This is a genomic window from Kamptonema formosum PCC 10802, from assembly GCF_000332335.1.
In the GTDB taxonomy this organism is placed as follows: domain Bacteria; phylum Cyanobacteriota; class Cyanobacteriia; order Cyanobacteriales; family Oscillatoriaceae; genus Oscillatoria.
The window spans coordinates 108,830-125,532 of sequence record NZ_KB235949.1; the positions used below are offsets into that span (position 1 = coordinate 108,830).

Below are 16,703 nucleotides of genomic sequence, written 5' to 3' on the forward strand. Positions count from 1 at the left end.
GAATTTCCCCTAAAGCCGGTGGTGAAACCGGCTCGCTTGTCTCAATTGTCGGAATCTCCCCTACCGCCGGTGGCTCAACCGCCGAGCTTGTCGGAATTTCCCCTATTGCCGGTGGCTCAACCGGCTCGACTGTCGGAATCTCCGCGACAGCGGGTGACTCAACCGGCTCGTCTGTGGGAATTATCGGAATTTCCCCTATTGCCGGTGGCTCAACCGGCGCGATTGGCGCAACCGGCAAGTTTGTCTCAAGTGTCGGAATTTCCACTGCAGCGGGTGACTCAACCGGCTCGTCTGTGGGAATTATCGGAATTTCCCCTATTGCCGGTGGCTCAACCGGCTCGACTGTCGGAATCTCCGCGACAGCGGGTGACTCAACCGGCTCGTCTGTGGGAATTATCGGAATTTCCCCTATTGCCGGTGGCTCAACCGCCGAGGTTGTCGGAATTTCCCCTATTGCCGGTGGCTCAACCGCCGAGGTTGTGGGAATTGTCGGAATTTCCCCTACAGCGGGTGACTCAACCGGCGAGCTTGTCTCAATTGTCTCAATTGTCTCAATTGTCGGAATTTCCCCTACCGCCGGTGGCTCAACCGGCTCGCCTGTGGGAATTGTCGGAATTGTCGGAATCTCCCCTACTACAGGTGACTCAACCGGCAAGTTTGTCTCAATTGTCGGAATTGTCGGAATTTCCCCTACCGCCGGTGGCGCAACCGGCGAGCTTGTCTCAATTGTCTCAATTGTCTCAATTGTCGGAATTTCCTCTACCACAGATTCCTCAACCGGCTCCTCTATAGGAGTGACATAAGCCAAAGCATAATCAATCAGCGCCTGACCTAAATCTGACGTGCGCCAATCCTTCCCAGGCGCAACCACATCATCCATCAGCGCCGCTTTCCCTATCGCACCCCGCACCTGAAATATTATATCATTATAATCGCGATCTGTCCAGCCATCAACCCGCATATCTTCCATCACGAAGGTATTTCCCTCGCCGGTGACATCAGAAATCTGACCGACATGAAAACCCTGAATGGGATTAGCAGTTGCCAGCGAGAACAGAGGGCGTTTCGATCCGCCAATTGCCGGTTTTTCAAATACCTCTCGCACCTTCCCATTGGGAACTAGCATAACCCCAAACTCATCCCCCGGCGTCATCGCAAAGGTCTTAACCCCAGAGTATGCGCCATTCTTATAATTGTCGCTCCCCAAAAGGCCGGTGAATTTCGCCCCTTCCACTGATTTCGCAATCACCACATAACCCTGCAGTGAATTGCTTAGCGCCCGATTGGCTGCCTCTTTAATAAACTCCTCGGAACCCGGTGACAGCCCTTCCATCCCCTTCAGGCTGAATATCGCCAGTTCCCCCTGATACATGCCACCATTATACAGGTAATCAATCCCAATTTCTCCCGTTTCGTCCACAGTGAACGTCCCGGATGTAAATAGATTTACAGCTGCCGGCGTAACCGCCGGATTGGCTGTCGCGACAGCTGAATCTGCAGGCAAATTCTCACTCTTGCCCGCATCCGGGCTAACTGCATCACCCCCCGCAATCACCTCCTGAGTTTGAGTCGCCTCTACAGCAGTTCCATCACCAACATTATACACCGGATTTTCAAGGGATGCCGGTGCCATCGATTCTAAATCAGCCGCCGGTGCCCTCAACTCCTCTGTCGCCATACCCGTCAGCGGATCTGCCGCCCCTTGAGTATTTCCAGCCCCATTTAACCTTAAACTTAAATTATAATTCGTGTCCCCACCCGCATGGGAGACTTGTAGCGAATAGTCCCCCGCCGCCAACTCGTTTAAAATAATAGCTTCCGCACTTATCCCATTAAATACCTTACTTTCCAGCACAGTTCCACTGCTGTTGAGGAGTTGCAAGCCGGCACTGTCACTGAGCCCACCCAGAGACACACTTAAACTTCCAGTATTGCTGATGCTAAAATTATATAAATCCTGTGGCTCAGAACTACCCACAAAAACTTTATAGCTTTGGTTCCCAGTCAATAGCCCCACATCTAAACTAGACATATACACCCTACTCGTAACTAAAAACTGTGCAAACCGGGGGCACTGCCGCTTATCGGGGCAGGTTCCCGGGCTCGCCCCAGCGCCATCAACTGCCGGTAGCTGCTCTCAGTGAGTCTGAAAACAGACTAACTGGTGCGGCAGCTAAAAAACCACTAACGCGCGTTAGGAATTAGGTTAGGAATTTGGTTAGCAATTTGGTTAGCAATGGGTTAGTGGCGTTGGTGATTTTGTAGGGGTGACGCCGGTGTGGCACAGGTGCGATCGGTGCCGGAGAGGCGTTCTGCTTTTAATCAGCATATATAATCTGAGTTTACAGGAGGCGGGCACTCCAGAACGGCGTTCCCAAAAGTTTGTAGTTGGGCTTTAGCCCTCCTGGTTTGTAGTTGGGCTTTAGCCCTCCCCGACCGTCCCGGAACGGGGCAATAGAGATAAACATGGCAAATTAAATGCGCTACAGCTCAAAGGCACCAGACACCTAATGTCCAGGAAGTGCGGCACCGCGATCCCGTAGGACAAGCCGAAAAGCCTGTCCGTCCCTTATAATGAGTGGCCGAGTGGAAAAGTGGCGATAGCCCAGTAGAAAACCGGCAGCCCTTCGCAGAAAATAGATCTGCAAAAACCGGAGCGGTGAATCTTCCGGGAGTGGGGCTGGAATAGGGGGATTCCGGGATGGGATTCTGGTGCAGTGCGGGGTGTGGGGCTTTCCGCCGTTCTTTCCTGCGGCGCTATAATCGCCGGCGTCTCACAGTAAAAGGATGATTGAAACTTTTTCCACTCATGGAAAACCCTCTCTTGCTCCCCCTCCCCGCAACCGGCAATCGGGGGTTGGGGGGTGGGGGTCCTCATCCCACCGGCACCACTTGACCCGAAAAAACCTTACAACCCTTTATGTCACTAGATTCTACCTTTTGCGACCAACTGCGCGCCTCAACAGACCGGCTATTCGGGCTGCTGGATAAATTTTCCCAAACCCGGGTGCTAGTCGCCGGCGATTTGACCCTCGATGAGTTCCTCACCGGCCAAGTTGAGCGCATTTCCCGGGAAGCGCCGGTGCTGATTATCCGCCACGAAAACACCCGTCAGGTGCCCGGGGGCGGTGCCAATGCGGTGTACAATCTCGCCAAGCTGGGGGCGCACGTCAAGGTTGCCGGTTTGGTGGGTAAGGATGACCAAGGGCGAGCGCTGTGCGGTATCTTTGAGGCTGCCGGTATCGACACTAAAGGCATTTTGACTGACTTTGACCGGCCCACTGTCACCAAAACCCGGATTTCTGGACACGCGCGCCAGTCTGTCACCCAGCAGATTGTCCGCGTGGATCGCAAATCGGATGAGTTGCCTTCCCCACAGTTGCAGCAACAGCTGGCAGAATACATCCGCCAAGAAGTCCCCTCAGTCGATGCGATGGTGTGTTCCGACTATGGCGACGGGGTGTTAACACCGGCAGTGATTGAGGCGGCGCTGTCTCACCGCCTGACGGTTGTGGACACCCAGAAGCAGCTGGCGCGCTATGCCGGCGCTACCCTATTCACCCCCAACCTGCCCGAAGCTGAGCAAGCCGTCGGATATGCTATTAATAGCCCCGAAACCCTCACCCGCGCAGGCAAAGACCTCCTCGCCCTCACCGGCGCTTCTCAAATCTTAATCACCCGGGGGGAAGAGGGGATGAGTTTGTTTGATAGCACCGGCACAGAACACCACATCCCCGCCTTCAACCGCACCGACGTCTTCGACGTTACAGGTGCCGGCGATACAGTAGTGGCGGCGCTCACCCTGGCTTTAACAGCCGGATCTTCCCCGTGGGAAGCAGCAGTATTAGGCAATTTATCTGCAAGCATAGTGGTGCGCCAGTTCGGCACAGCAACCACCAAGACCGATGAAATGAAAGCTGCATTGCAAACTTTGCTGGAGGAAATGTAGCCCAGGCGTCTCGCCTGTGCTTCTTGTGTGCCTCCTGTAGCACAGGCGTCTCGCCTGGTGCCTACCCAGGCTTTTTATAGAGAACATAAAATTGATTGCGGTAAGCCACAGGCAAATCTAGGGGAGCAGTACCGACTCCTTACATTAACCTTATATGTAAAGAAAGCCGGCGCTCCCGCGATTGAATTTGCCTAAATCCTGTTAAACTTAACCTGGAGGCTTTAATTGGAATTTTTTGAAGACTTTATAGAAACACAAAAAGATGAGAGATGCGCTTATAAATAAGAGGATCTTACTTAGGATTGAACACTTGCTGCCTATCTGACTGAGGCTGACGAGGAAGGTGTAGTGCGAGCCGGGTTTCTGAAAATGGAGGAAAGGTTTATATGTACCCACAAAAGATATCGCTATCGAAGCTGAGGCAATTGTTAGAAATATAAATTTGAGCGGTTTTGAATTTCTCAGAGAGTCGCCGATATGAGCCAAGGGCAAACATAAGAGTAGCATGAGAGTAGCGAACCACCTGACTCCATAAGCGCTGCCGCTGTAATTATCCGTGCGAAAAATGTAAATTAATATATAGGTGACGCAAGAAATGCTCAGGTATAAATACTCTGTCTTGTAAGGAAATTTACGGTTAGCAAAAATCTTTATAAACCCCCAAATAGAAAACAGTAATAGAGGAGTGTGTGAGAGGATTCCGCGATTTCCTAGAATCATATGGAATGCGTACATAAGCAGGTCTGAGAGGCTCTCATGACTGGCTAGTCCAGACAGATTCTCTTCACCGTTAACAAAAGCCGAGCCAGGATAATCCCACAATGCCTTATTCATGGCAGGGGGAATTAAACTGCCAGAGACATACCAATTTAGTGCTAAATAGCTTATAATTGCCGGCAGGCAGGACAAAAGGAAAATAATTAGAGACTTCAGGGATTTGCCAATAAAAACAATCAACGCGAAAGGGATAAATAGGAAACAGGTTATATCAATGCTGCCGGCAAGCGACATGAAAACACCTGATAGGGCAATATTTTTTGCGCCGGCTTCGATTTTTAACAAGTGGTAAAATCCTAAGATGAGTAAAGCCCCGCTTACCGTATGGTTGTTAAATAATATTGAATAGGTGAAGAAAGAAGTTCCTGTGCCGGCTATCATTACAAGAACGTCAGACCACTCCTGCTCAATCCGGAATATCTCGACTAATATTTTATGAAAGTAAACCAGTCCCAGAGCTGACAGCACCCCTACGGTCAGTAAAGTTATTAAATAATAGGCCAGACAGGTGCCTGCTGTCAAAGACAAGTGAAACCCTTTGTTTAGAAAAAAATAAAATATCGACCCATACAGAGCTAGCATTGGCGGCTTGTCCGAATAAAACTGATTGTTATATAAGTATTTGTCGCCCGTCTTGGCAGCCAAACTAGAATGGTCTATTGCCAGAGAATGATACTCTACCAGAGACTGAATTGTGGCCATTCTAGAAGAAATATTCCAGCCACTTATATCTGTTTTCGTAAAGGCGGCAAAGAAAAGCAAGAATATTACAAATATTTTGAAACTTTTACTTTTCATTTTTCTGTCCTGAGTCAATTTCCTAAATTAAAGCTCCTGTACAGCAGTCACTTATCCTATCATGTCCGGTTGCGTGTGCTTCGTGAAGAAAGCAGTAAGCGACCAGCTGTTTAGTGTCGGGGTTCAATGGCGATTACGAGATAGTCAGCCTTGTCTTCTTATATTAAACATTTAGCCCGGGCAGCTGTCAAGCAGTCCGTGACTGACCTTGACCGGCCCACTGTCACCAAAACCCGCATTTCTGGACACGCGCGCCAGTCTGTCACCCAGCAGATTGTCCGCGTGGATCGCAAATCCGATGAGTTGCCTTCCCTAGAGTTGCAGCAACAGCTAGCCGAATACATCCGCCAAGAAGTCCCCTCAGTCGATGCGATGGTGTGTTCCGACTATGGCAACGGAGTTTATTTGATAGCACCGGCACAGATCACCACATCCCCGCCTTCAACCGCACCGAAGTTTTCGACGTTACAGGTATGGGAGATACAGTGGTGGCGGCGCTCACCCTGGCTTTAACAGCAGGAGCTTCCCCGTTGCAGTCCGCTGTTTTAGGCAATTTAGCTGCGAGCATAGTCGTGCGCCAGTTCTGCACAGCAACAACCACGACCGATGAAATAAAAGCTGCATTGCAAACTAGGCTGGAGGAAATGTAGCGCATCTGTCTCAGATGTGCCTCCTGTAGCACAGGCGTCTCGCCTGTGCCATTCCCTATTCCCTATTAACGAGCTTCCGTTTTTTTCACTATCTTACCATTTCTTTCAATCCTCAGCGCAGTCTTAGGAAAATCACTTTGGGTGAGATTGCGAATCAGCTTGACGCTGCGAAAAGATTGGTCGATGTAGGGTATCCCTTCCCCATCCAGGTGTACCGGCACAATCTTTCCAGAAACAAAATCCCCCTCAGCGTTCAGCTCAACCTGCAAAATCAGCGAGTAGCCGAGTTCTGCTACAGTAGATAAAGAGCGGTATCCCAAAAAATTGCCCAGGGAATAGGCAATCAGCTTTCCCTTGTACAATTCTACCGCTCTGGGGACGTGCGGGCCATGTCCCAGAATCAAATCCGCTCCAGCATCAATCACAGTGCGGGAAAACAGGACCATGTTTCCCCGGTTCTCGCCATAGAAGCTTTCCTGCTGATTTCGCACCCGCATCGCGCCAGTACCCTCCGCCCCGGCATGCACGGATATCACGACAATCTTAGCATTTTTTCTGGCTTCTGCCACCAACTTTTTCGCAGCCGGCAGGTCGAGGATGGAGTTGTGGAAGTCATAGTTGCTGAACCCGATAAAAGCCACCGGCACGCCTTTAACCGTCATGTAAAGGATTTGCCCTTTTTTGCCGACGGCTTTCATCCCGGCTTTTTCAATATTGTTGAACGTGTCTTCAAACCCCCGCTCGAAGAAGTCCCCAGAGTGATTGTTGGCCACGTTAAAAACGTCAAACCCAACTGACTTCAACAGCTGGGCGTACTTCGGGGGCGTGCGAAAGGCAAAAGACCTGCCGGTGCTGGTATTCTTAGCAGAATACGGATAATTTGTCAAGGTGCTTTCAAAATTGCCAAACAGGAGATCAGCGCCTTGCAGGTGGGCTTTGACAGACTGAAACAGGACCCGCTCGTTTTTGGGCAGTTTGCTGTAAGGATAGTTGCTGCCGGGGATGATGTCGCCAACGGCTTTTATGGTAATGGAAGTGGCGGCAGCGGAGGGCGCGACGGCGGCTGAAGCGTTCATGAAGCTGCCGGCAAGATGAGCTGATCTCTCCTTGTTTGGCGGGAGTTCTGACGCCTGTCCGTCTGGGTTTTTGCTGAAGGGTAATGGCGGACTGAAGTGAGCTGAAACCATTTCCCCGAGAGCCTCTCCGGAGAGAGGGCGGGCTGGCGGTGCCGGCTGGATAGAGGGGGTTTCAAAGACAGCCGGCTGCTCTGCTGGGCTCTGAGTTAAGCTTGAGATTGGGGCGAACCGGCTGTACTGCTGAGAGATCCTGACAGAGACTGTGCCGGTGCCGAGGACGAAACTGGCGGTTCCCACGCACAGAAAAAGCCACTTAGCATTGGTTTTGCCAGGGTTCGGGGGCTGGTTGCTGTCAGTCAGAGGCTTTTTCTGGGGCTGCGCCCAGATGGAGCGCAGTTTAGCCAAAATGCTAGCCCTTAACTCAAACGCTTCAGTCCAAGCCGGCAGTGGCTGATCTGTTTGTCGCCCGCAGACTTTGACTGTGGGGATGGATGTCACGCCGAGGCGGAGCAGCTCATCCCGAATATAATCGACGCAGGCTTGTTGAGCCGGCACAGAAGCGCTATCTAGCAGGATGTGCAAGCAGCGATCCTTGCGGAGTGCTGTCGCCGTGACGCCCTTCGATCGCAACCCCAGGTTGAGCGCAAAGGCAATCGCATCCGGATCGCCCCCTTTCGCCAAAGCCTCCATGTCTTGTTGATCCACAATATCTTTCCTCACCACTCACAGCTGTTTTAATAATAGGTTTTGACAGAGGCTGAAACTCAGACTGCTGTTCGCAGGGAATGCGACGCGGCGGCGGGGCGTGCCAGGACGGGCTAGAATTTGGAAAAGCTTCTGGTGCGGTCGAATGTGGCCATCCGCCTTCTGGCCGGTGCCCGCTCTCGCCCTGTATCCAGACAAGCTATTTTTATCCCGACCCCGGGCGCTGCAGGGCGTTTGTGCGGATTGAAGTTGAGGCTATTATCTCTTATGACAGGTCAGGCAAGCGAGAGCGAACAGCACAATCCCCGCCGGTTGCTGGTGACTGGCGGTGCGGGATTTATAGGCTCGAATTTTGTCCACTACTGGTGCCAGCGCTACCCAGATGACCGAGTGGTGGTGCTTGACGCCCTCACCTATGCCGGCAACCGGCTTTCTTTGGCGTCTTTGGAGGGGCGGGAGAATTTTCGCTTTGTCTGCGGGGATATTTGCGACCGGGCTCTGGTTGACACCCTGCTGCGAGAAGAAGCGATCGACACTGTGGGCCACTTTGCGGCAGAATCCCACGTTGACCGGTCGATTTTAGGGCCGGGTGCCTTCATTCAAACGAATGTGGTGGGAACGTTCACCCTGCTGGAAGCCTACCGGCACCACTGGCAAACCCTCCCCGATTCCCCCCCGGGAGTGTTCCTGCACGTCTCTACAGATGAAGTGTACGGCAGCCTGGGGCCTGCTGACCCCGCCTTTACGGAAAAGACGCCCTACGCGCCAAACAGCCCCTACTCGGCGTCTAAAGCCGGCAGCGATCACTTGGCTCGCGCCTACTGGCACACCTACGGCGTCCCCGCGATTGTCACCAATTGCTCCAATAATTATGGCCCGTACCATTTCCCGGAAAAGCTGATTCCCCTGATGTGCGTCAACATGCTGCTGGGCAAACCGCTGCCGGTGTATGGGGATGGCCAGAATATTCGGGACTGGCTGTATGTGCTGGATCACTGCAGCGCCCTGGATGCCGCCATTCACCGTGGCCAGCCGGGGGAAACGTATAATATCGGCGGCAATAATGAGGTGAAAAATATAGACCTGGTGCGGATGCTGTGCCGGCTGATGGATGAATTGGCCCCCTCGCTGCCGGTGCGCCCTTGCGAGCAGCTGATTGCCTTTGTCAAAGACCGGCCCGGGCACGACCGGCGCTATGCCATTGATGCCACCAAGATTAAAACTGAGTTGGGATGGAGCCCTTCAGTAACGGTGGGAGAGGGATTGCGGCGCACGGTGGAGTGGTATCTGGCCCACGGGGATTGGTGGCAGCCCCTGCTGTCCCAGGAGTATCAGGCTTACTACCGCAAGGTGTACGCCTAGAAAAGGAGAGGGGGGCAGCGCCACCGGCACTCCGGCACGCCGGTGCTTTTGCTTCCTCAAAAGAAAAAGTGGGGTGCGCCACCAACGCTGCGAAATCCTGCGATATCTCCGAGACATTACTGAGAGTTGAACAGGAAAAGCGCTGCCCGAACGAAATTTTACTGACACTTGGCCAGACAAATAACGGTCAGCGGCAAGAAAAATCACTTTCAGCTGTGAGACAAATCACTGCCTGAACCATAGCCGTGTTTTATAAATAAGATAACAGCGTTAAAACTTGTTCGGATGAGCGAGTTATGTGAAGATTCTGTAAAGTCGTGCGCCGCGCTGTTGCAAATAAACTTTTACAGGTAATACTGGAAAGAAAGCGAGCGTCGTATTCAAATGTAACCCTCAATCAAGGAGTGCCTGCGATGAAAACTAAACTGCTCACTGCCCTAACTGCCGGCGCTGCTGCCGCAACTGCCCTGCTAGGCTTCTCCGGTTCTGCCCACGCTTTCGGATTTGGAACGAGCGGCATCAGCTTTGGCCAAGACACACAGGTCAAATTTACTTTTGTGCAAAGCACGGGGGCCAACCTGTCAAACCTGGGAATCTACGAGGTCAATGGCAATACGGTAGGGGCGAAAGTGGCCAACCTATTCCAGGAAAGCCAGAGGTCAGATAACTTCAACAGCATTGGTAACACGGCAGCCAAGGCGACCGGATATTTGGGAACGGCGGCCAACTTGACGGGGCCGGCTCAGGTGTCCTTCACGTTCCTGGCCAATAAAGTGTACACCCTGGGCCTGTTCAACCAGGGCTGGACCAGCAGCTGGACGCGCTACTCGACAACCGCCTTAAACACTAAGTACGGACTCCAGCACGCCGTGTTTGGGTCATCAGGCTCTAAGAGCGCTGACGGTCAGGCATTGGCCGGCGTTAACAGCTACCAGTCTTCCAATCCGTTTGTTGGCGGAGGCATTACAATTGGCTTCGAGGATGCGGCAGACGGTGGCGACCGCGACTACAACGACTTCATCGTCAATGCACAAGCAGTCCCCGAACCAATCACGATGGGAGGGCTAGCCCTGGGGTTCGGCAGTATGGTAATGGCTCGCCGGCGCATGAACCGCAAAAGCGCATAAACAAAAGGGTCGTGGGATTTTTAAACAGAATTGCAAGTCATCAGTCAGAGCAGTTGGCCCCGGCGGCTAGCTGCTTTAGAGTGCTATAGAGTGCCCGCAGAACGGCTTACATCCGTTACATCTCTACAGTCCGCAGGGTGCGTCCTTATTTGGTAAGTACACCGAAATGTCTTGGCACAAGTGCGGTTTTTGAAGTCCCCCTCTCCCCCACCTCTCCCCCCACCCCTCACCCCGTCGTGTCTCCGGCCAACCCCCTCTGATCCGCTGAGAAGATTTTTATCAAAGTGGGACGCTCCCGGTCCGCAAGCCCACGGCCTGCTGGGCCCATCTTCTGGGATGATGGCTGCTCCCTGTGCTGGCTGCCTTTTATGAAGCTTTTATAAAGAAACGAGAGGGATTTCTGCGCAATTCTACGGAAATCCCAGCGTGAGGGGGGTGAGGCTCAAAGGCGCGGTAGATAAGTGGGGCAGCAATCGGGGCAACTTAAGATAGTATGGTCTAGGAGCCGGTCTAGCAGGGGTTACAATCCTGCCAAATTGGCGGCAAAACTCAGCATAAGCTGACCTTCTTTTAGGGATTAAAGAAGCAAATACTAAACCTTGAGGCCGCTGAAACTGCAAACAGGGAGCTGCGATGACTCAAATGGACTGGCTCAAAAGTGTGCCAAAGCAGAAATTATTTGTGCTGGGCATAGCAGCAAGTTTAATAGCTGTCCAGCTTTATTTGGCAGACAGATTTAAGATGGTTGAGCTCTTTGGCACGAGTGCCTTGGCTTGGGGGGCATCGTCGTTCCTGCTGTGGGAAAAGCAAGACACCCTGAATCTGAAAAGCGGGGTTTTCTCCAAATTTTTTGGCGGAACTCTGATAGCTTTGGTACTGTTAAAGAGTTTGTCCCTGTCTGAGTATCACTGGTTTATTCGCCTCTCCCCTTTGATTTCAGCTGTGAGTCTGGGGCTGGCCGTCTCTGGCGTGAGAGGATTAAAGCAATATTGGCAGGAACTGCTTATCCTGTGTTTTCCCGCCCTCTCTCCCGCACCGGCGATTTTAGTAAAGACGATTGATTTAACGACTTTAACGGCTAAAGTTTCAGGAATGCTGCTTTGGTACTTGGGATTTGCAGTATCTCGCCAAGGTGCCTTTTTATTTTTGGCAAATAAGAGTGTAGAAGTCGGTACGGGCTGTTCTGGCTTGAGTGTCATCATGCAGATGGTGATGCTGGCGATTCTGTTTTTATTTATGTTCCCCACAAACAGGAAGCAGAAAATATTAGTGCCGGCTGTGGCGGTATTCGTGGGATTTGCGGTCAATGTGGTGCGGGTGGCTCTCATGGCTTATCTGGTGGCGCACTCCACTGAAGGAGCGTTTGAATACTGGCACTTTGGGCAGGGGTCTGTAATCTTTTCGATGATTGCAGCAGCGATTTTCGGGCTGTTCTGCCATTTCTGGATACTGCGAAATGAACCGGAAAATCAGGACGCCGGCTAGTGATGGAAACCGCTCGGGGTTTTGCCGAGCGAATCGGGCGGGCTCTCCTGTGTTAACTAACCGCCATATATGTTAATAAAATGCTGGCTTTAATTGCTACGAACCAAATATATCGAGAGTTGAGATTGCTTGGTAAATCATTTAAACTGTATATCAAGAAGTGGGTGAACTGCCGAGATAGGGGGGCTGGCCGCAGGAAAGCCGCCCTTCGGCACAACCCGTTGCCGGTGCCTTGAGGGAAGGCACCTTGCGAACGGGTAAACTGACATTAGCCAGGACCATTAGGGCTGGTTTCTCTGGCCTGTTCGCTCCCCAAAAGGAAGCGCAGTTGAGGGCGTGTGTCAAACCTGGCCGCAGGAGGGTCAAAGCGTTCCCAGCTTTTGTTAAACCAGAAGAGCTGCTCTGAGCAGTTTCGCACTGCAATGCTTTGGTTCCTCGGTGGGAAAAGCTGCGAGACGGGCTCAGCATGCTAGCTGTGCTGTTCATCCCTAGAGAGACGGCTTCCTCCAAGGAATGCCCACAAGCGTCCTAGAAACTGCGCGGTTTTTCTGGTAAGAGCCGATCGAGGCTGCGCTTCGCGCCACCTTTAGAAGACAATAGGACACGATTACTCTCACATTCAGAGTGCCAATTTTATGAGCGGATCGCAAGGCGAAGAAGGGCAGTCTATATACAGGCTGCGCTGGATAGGCTACGGGCTATTGGTGTTAGCGTTAATTGACGCCATTCAGGTTTTGATCCCACCAACTGCTGCGGCTGTTGGCAACCCTGAATGGGTGTTGCAGACGATCGGGGCTCTGGTAGAGCGGGTGCCCGTCCCCCTGTTGGGGCTGGCCCTGGTCTTTTTTGGGGAGGACATGGAACGGACAGGATTGGAAAGGACTTTCTTGAGCTTGCTGTCCTGGGTGTCCCTGCTGCTGGCGGTGCTGTCTCTGCTGCTGATTCCCCCCGGACTGGCTTACACCTTCAAGATCAATAGCCAAAACAACCAGCAAATCGCCGCCCAAGCGGCGGGACAGCTCAAGCAGCTGCAAGACGTTGAAACTCAAGTCACTCAGGGAAGCGCTCAAGACATACAGAATCTGGCGACCCAGCTGAACAGTTTGGGGTTGAAAGTGGACAGCCAAAAACCTGAGGAAGTGAGAAGCCAAATCCTGGAGAAAGTTATCGGTGCCAAAAAGGACATCCAACCCCAAGCTCAAGCCGCGCAGTCGAATCTGCGTATGGCGCTGCTGAAAAATTCTGTCAAGTGGAACCTCGGGGCTCTGATCTCTAGCGCTTTATTTTTTACCATTTGGCGCAGCACCGGCTGGACGAGACGCCGGCGGGGCTACTGAGCCGGCGTTTCCAGCAGCCCGGAAGGCATTGCGCCGGTGTGGCCACACCGGCCCCGCCCGGGCGCTCGGGCGCTCGGGCACCGGCACCCCCTTTGCCGGTGTGACGCCGGGAGAGGTAAAATTTAATCCTGGATTTCTTGCGCAATCCTACAAAACGTGATACAATACATACAGACCTGTGAAAAATTGACATAGCCCAACGGTCAGATCCGCAGGGGGCAAATGTCCACACCCGCTTGGGTGGATCTAAAGTTTTCCACTGTCCCAGTTGCGGGTTTACGATATCGCCAGACTGGAATGGTGCTTTCGGGATCTTCCTGAAAGCTTTGCGGGATACCGCCTCTATCACTTTTATCGGTGAAGCGTGCTATGGCTGCACTGTCCGGGAATGCCTGGAATAATGTCGCGTAAATGTATCAGCGAATTCTCATATTTTTTGGGGATATAGGTTAGCACACCTGTGCTAACCTACTTTTTCATGTACCCTCACTGCTACCGAAGCCGGTCCCTAGCCCCTATCTCTGGCCCTATGCAGATTCCCCCTGACTCCCGTGTTTTGCCCTCTTTGAGCCAATGTGGCGGTTTGACAGAGGTGTGCCCGGGCAAGCGCACCCACCCCAACGGCTCGACAGCGAAGCCGATATGAGTTTAAATAATTGAAACCAGCCGGAGCGCTGGGTTGCCCAGCTCAATCAAACCATCCGGGTGAGCAAAAGCGAGGTTGAATTGAATACAGTCCCCGCCCGCAGGGGAGAGCAGTAGAACGGAAACTAAATCCCTTAAAGCGCGTGAATTCAAACCAGAATCAAGACCAACGTCTCATCAGCCTGTTCACAGCTTGCTGCATGGTAGTCGCCAACATGATCGGAACGGGCGTCTTCACCAGTCTCGGCTTCCAGGCGGGGGATATCAAATCGGGCTTTGCCTTGCTGTGTTTGTGGCTAGTCGGCGGCATCTTGGCGCTTTGCGGTGCCCTCTGCTACGGCGAACTCGCTGCAGTGATGCCCCGATCGGGGGGTGAGTATCACTATCTGTCCAAGATTTACCATCCGGCAGTCGGCTTCCTTTCAGGATGGCTTTCCGCTACAGTAGGCTTTGCCGCACCGATTGCCGCTGCAGCGATGGCGCTGGGGCAGTATTTCTCCCAAGTCTTTCCAGTCTTCCACCCGACAGCAATCGCCGTGGCGGTGGCGGTGGGGGTTTCGCTGATTCACACGCGGGATGTCAAACTGGGAACTTACTTTCAAAATGGCTTCACCCTGCTGAAAATCCTGCTGATCCTCACCCTAGTTGTTTGCGGGCTGTGGCTGGGCAAACCCCAGGATATAGGATTTTTGCCCGGTTCGGAAGACCTGAACCTGATTTTTAGCTCTCCCTTTGCCATTTCCCTGGTATTTGTGATGTATGCCTATTCCGGCTGGAATGCTTCTATCTACATTGCCAGCGAGGTGAGAGAGCCGGAAAAAAATATTCCGCGCTCTTTATTGGCGGGGACTTTAATCGTGATGGCGATCTACCTGGCAGTAAACTTCATTTTTCTCCACACCACGCCCATAGAAGCCCTGGCCGAGGCGAAAGAAAAGGTAGGGGCTGTAGCCGCCAAACAGATTTTCGGGGAGTTGGGCGGGAATATCATGAGCCTGCTGATCTCGCTCGGACTTGTCTCTTCCATCAGCTCTATGGTTTGGGCCGGCCCGAGAGTGACGCAGACGATCGGCGAGGATATCCCCTTCTTTAAACTGCTGGCAACCACCAATGCAAAGGGCATTCCTTATTACGCTATACTCGCCCAGCTCGCTATCGTATTAGTCCTGGTGATTACCTCCAGTTTTGAGTCGGTTATCACCTATCTGGGCTTCACCCTCACCCTGTCTTCTTTCCTCACGGTTTTCGGGGTATTTGCCCACAGGTTCAAGTATCCTGACGTTCCCAGACCCTATAAAACATGGGGCTATCCGGTGACGCCGATCGTTTTTCTGGCTATCAGTCTCTGGATGCTGGTATTTATTTTCACCGGCAAACCAACGGAATCACTGGCGGGGTTGGGGACGATTCTTCTCGGTCTGCCGGTTTACTTCTTTGCTGACAAGCAGCGACTTGTTTCTTAGAACCCTAAAATTTCCAGCAATAATTAGTTCAAATCCATGAACAGAACAAAACTCCCGTATTTACTGCTGGCTGCGATTCCGGCTCTGTTTTTTTTCCAGTCCTGCACGAATAACACTAAGGTAGGGACAGAAAGTTCTGTCCCAGGCAACAGCCCAACTGGCAATCAGGGACAGTCCGCACAGCCTGCCGGCGCGGCTCAAGATTTGCAAAAATCAGCTCCCCAATTCGATGAGAAGAAGTCGGCAAAATTGACGGATGCGGCTAAGTTTATCGCCGGCATGAAGGTGGATGCCTCCAGTCCGATCGCTTCCCTGCAAAACACTAGAGCCTGGAGCGATCATGCGTCTTACCTTGACAGTGCGTGGGGGAAACTGGACGCTCAACAGCTGTCGAAAATCCGACAATGGTCGCAGGCGGAACTGGCGTCACTCAATGCATCTTCTCCTACAATATTCTATCCCTTTAGCGGGCCAGACTTTTTGTACGCCTATTCGTTTTTCCCGAAAGGCAGCGAGTATATTATGGCCGGTTTGGAGCCGGTGGGAGACATCCCCGAGCTGGAGAACATCCCAGAGTCGCAACTGGATAAAAAGTTGCGGTCAATCGACACAGCTCTCTACGCTATCCTGCAATTGAGCTTTTTCCGCACCAATGATATGAAGGAAGATTTGGCGGAAAAAGGCGTTATTCCCATTTTGTTCGTCTTTCTGGCCCGCACCAACAATCAGATACTCGACGCCCAGCACATCAGCCTGGACAAGACCGGCAAGATCCAGGCGGTCGATGGGGCTCAAAAAGACGGTGCGGATCAAAAGTTGATTCCGGGGGTGAAGATTTCATTCCTCCCTGCAGGAGAAACCCAGCCGCGCACACTGTATTATTTCTCTGCCGATTTATCCAATGATGCGCTAGATCAAACTGCGGAATTCAATACCTTTGTCAAACAGTTACAAAAACCGGTAACATACCTGAAGGCGGCATCTTACCTGATGTACCGCGACAGTTTTTCCAGCATCCGCAATCTGATTCTCGAACAGAGCAACAGCCTGCTGCAGGATGATTCCGGAATGCCGGTCAGCTATTTTGACTCCTCCAAGTGGGACTTGAAGTTTTACGGCAACTACACGCGCCCGATCCCTCTGTTCAGTGTCAGGGAGCAGCCCGATCTGAGGAAGATTTATCAAAGCGATAAGAGCATTAAGCCCCTGGATTTTGGTATTGGCTACCAGTTTGAACTCGGTCAGTCGAATTTAATGCTGGCGCTCTCCAAGCAGCAGCCGCAATCCAAACCCTAGTCGCTCCAGGGAATCTTGAGGTGATGAGAAACC

Annotated in this window: 11 protein-coding genes and 2 pseudogenes; 9 read left to right on the top strand and 4 right to left on the bottom strand. The window is 52.3% G+C overall.

The window, feature by feature from the left end:
- Together OSC10802_RS42715 and OSC10802_RS55970 are read right to left on the bottom strand one after the other, a co-directional pair.
- The coding region (locus OSC10802_RS42715) for a DUF4114 domain-containing protein (protein ID WP_232731860.1) at nucleotides 1-1,915 on the bottom strand (1,915 nt) is incomplete at its 3' end.
- A 427-nt stretch (nucleotides 1,916-2,342) separates the two neighbouring features.
- Nucleotides 2,343-2,468 (bottom strand): hypothetical protein, encoded by a 126-nt coding sequence (locus OSC10802_RS55970; protein WP_255349210.1) that lies wholly within the window; start codon nucleotides 2,466-2,468, stop codon nucleotides 2,343-2,345.
- Between the two features lie 452 nt (nucleotides 2,469-2,920).
- On the opposite strand from OSC10802_RS55970, the gene rfaE1 reads away from it, so the two are divergent.
- Nucleotides 2,921-3,949, top strand: a complete 1,029-nt coding sequence (gene rfaE1 / locus OSC10802_RS0131075) for a D-glycero-beta-D-manno-heptose-7-phosphate kinase (RefSeq protein WP_017720669.1) — start codon at nucleotides 2,921-2,923, stop codon at nucleotides 3,947-3,949.
- 207 nt (nucleotides 3,950-4,156) lie between these two features.
- Here rfaE1 and OSC10802_RS0131080 read toward each other — a convergent pair whose 3' ends face one another.
- Nucleotides 4,157-5,524, bottom strand: coding sequence for a hypothetical protein (locus tag OSC10802_RS0131080; protein ID WP_017720670.1), 1,368 nt, complete (start codon nucleotides 5,522-5,524; stop codon nucleotides 4,157-4,159).
- Between the two features lie 198 nt (nucleotides 5,525-5,722).
- Between OSC10802_RS0131080 and OSC10802_RS48155 the strand changes: the two are divergent.
- A pseudogene (locus tag OSC10802_RS48155) lies at nucleotides 5,723-6,174 on the top strand (PfkB family carbohydrate kinase); the annotation flags it as partial.
- A 65-nt stretch (nucleotides 6,175-6,239) separates the two neighbouring features.
- On the opposite strand, the gene OSC10802_RS0131095 reads toward OSC10802_RS48155, so the two are convergent.
- Complete coding sequence (locus OSC10802_RS0131095; RefSeq protein WP_026098974.1) at nucleotides 6,240-7,955, bottom strand: CapA family protein; 1,716 nt, start codon at nucleotides 7,953-7,955, stop codon at nucleotides 6,240-6,242.
- A 267-nt stretch (nucleotides 7,956-8,222) separates the two neighbouring features.
- Here OSC10802_RS0131095 and rfbB point away from each other — a divergent pair, with 267 nt between their 5' ends.
- The 7 genes and pseudogenes from rfbB (at nucleotide 8,223) to OSC10802_RS0131130 (ending at nucleotide 16,670) form a co-directional block, all read left to right on the top strand.
- On the top strand, nucleotides 8,223-9,317 hold the full coding sequence (rfbB, locus tag OSC10802_RS0131100; protein WP_017720673.1) for a dTDP-glucose 4,6-dehydratase: 1,095 nt from the start codon (nucleotides 8,223-8,225) through the stop codon (nucleotides 9,315-9,317).
- Between the two features lie 413 nt (nucleotides 9,318-9,730).
- On the top strand, nucleotides 9,731-10,444 hold the full coding sequence (locus OSC10802_RS0131105) for a DUF4114 domain-containing protein (RefSeq protein ID WP_017720674.1): 714 nt from the start codon (nucleotides 9,731-9,733) through the stop codon (nucleotides 10,442-10,444).
- 633 nt (nucleotides 10,445-11,077) lie between these two features.
- Complete coding sequence (gene crtA / locus OSC10802_RS0131110) at nucleotides 11,078-11,929, top strand: cyanoexosortase A (protein WP_017720675.1); 852 nt, start codon at nucleotides 11,078-11,080, stop codon at nucleotides 11,927-11,929.
- Between the two features lie 635 nt (nucleotides 11,930-12,564).
- Nucleotides 12,565-13,266, top strand: coding sequence for an HpsJ-like protein, cyanoexosortase A-associated (gene hpsJ-A, locus OSC10802_RS0131120; protein ID WP_017720677.1), 702 nt, complete (start codon nucleotides 12,565-12,567; stop codon nucleotides 13,264-13,266).
- Between the two features lie 221 nt (nucleotides 13,267-13,487).
- A pseudogene (locus OSC10802_RS46875) lies at nucleotides 13,488-13,677 on the top strand (transposase family protein); the annotation flags it as partial.
- A 377-nt stretch (nucleotides 13,678-14,054) separates the two neighbouring features.
- Nucleotides 14,055-15,374: an APC family permease gene (locus OSC10802_RS0131125; RefSeq protein WP_017720678.1), complete on the top strand. Its 1,320-nt coding sequence runs from the start codon at nucleotides 14,055-14,057 to the stop codon at nucleotides 15,372-15,374.
- Nucleotides 15,375-15,410: 36 nt separating this feature from the next.
- Entirely contained in the window at nucleotides 15,411-16,670 is a 1,260-nt protein-coding gene (locus tag OSC10802_RS0131130) for a hypothetical protein (RefSeq protein WP_017720679.1), read from the top strand.
- The last annotated feature ends 33 nt before the right edge of the window (nucleotides 16,671-16,703 follow it).

Coding starts and splice junctions, on each gene's coding strand:
- OSC10802_RS55970 (WP_255349210.1), bottom strand. CDS start 2,468: ATGTTTATCTCTATTGCCCCGTTCCGGGACGGTCGGGGAGGGCTAAAG.
- rfaE1 (WP_017720669.1), top strand. CDS start 2,921: ATGTCACTAGATTCTACCTTTTGCGACCAACTGCGCGCCTCAACAGAC.
- OSC10802_RS0131080 (WP_017720670.1), bottom strand. CDS start 5,524: ATGAAAAGTAAAAGTTTCAAAATATTTGTAATATTCTTGCTTTTCTTT.
- rfbB (WP_017720673.1), top strand. CDS start 8,223: ATGACAGGTCAGGCAAGCGAGAGCGAACAGCACAATCCCCGCCGGTTG.
- OSC10802_RS0131105 (WP_017720674.1), top strand. CDS start 9,731: ATGAAAACTAAACTGCTCACTGCCCTAACTGCCGGCGCTGCTGCCGCA.
- crtA (WP_017720675.1), top strand. CDS start 11,078: ATGACTCAAATGGACTGGCTCAAAAGTGTGCCAAAGCAGAAATTATTT.
- hpsJ-A (WP_017720677.1), top strand. CDS start 12,565: ATGAGCGGATCGCAAGGCGAAGAAGGGCAGTCTATATACAGGCTGCGC.
- OSC10802_RS0131130 (WP_017720679.1), top strand. CDS start 15,411: ATGAACAGAACAAAACTCCCGTATTTACTGCTGGCTGCGATTCCGGCT.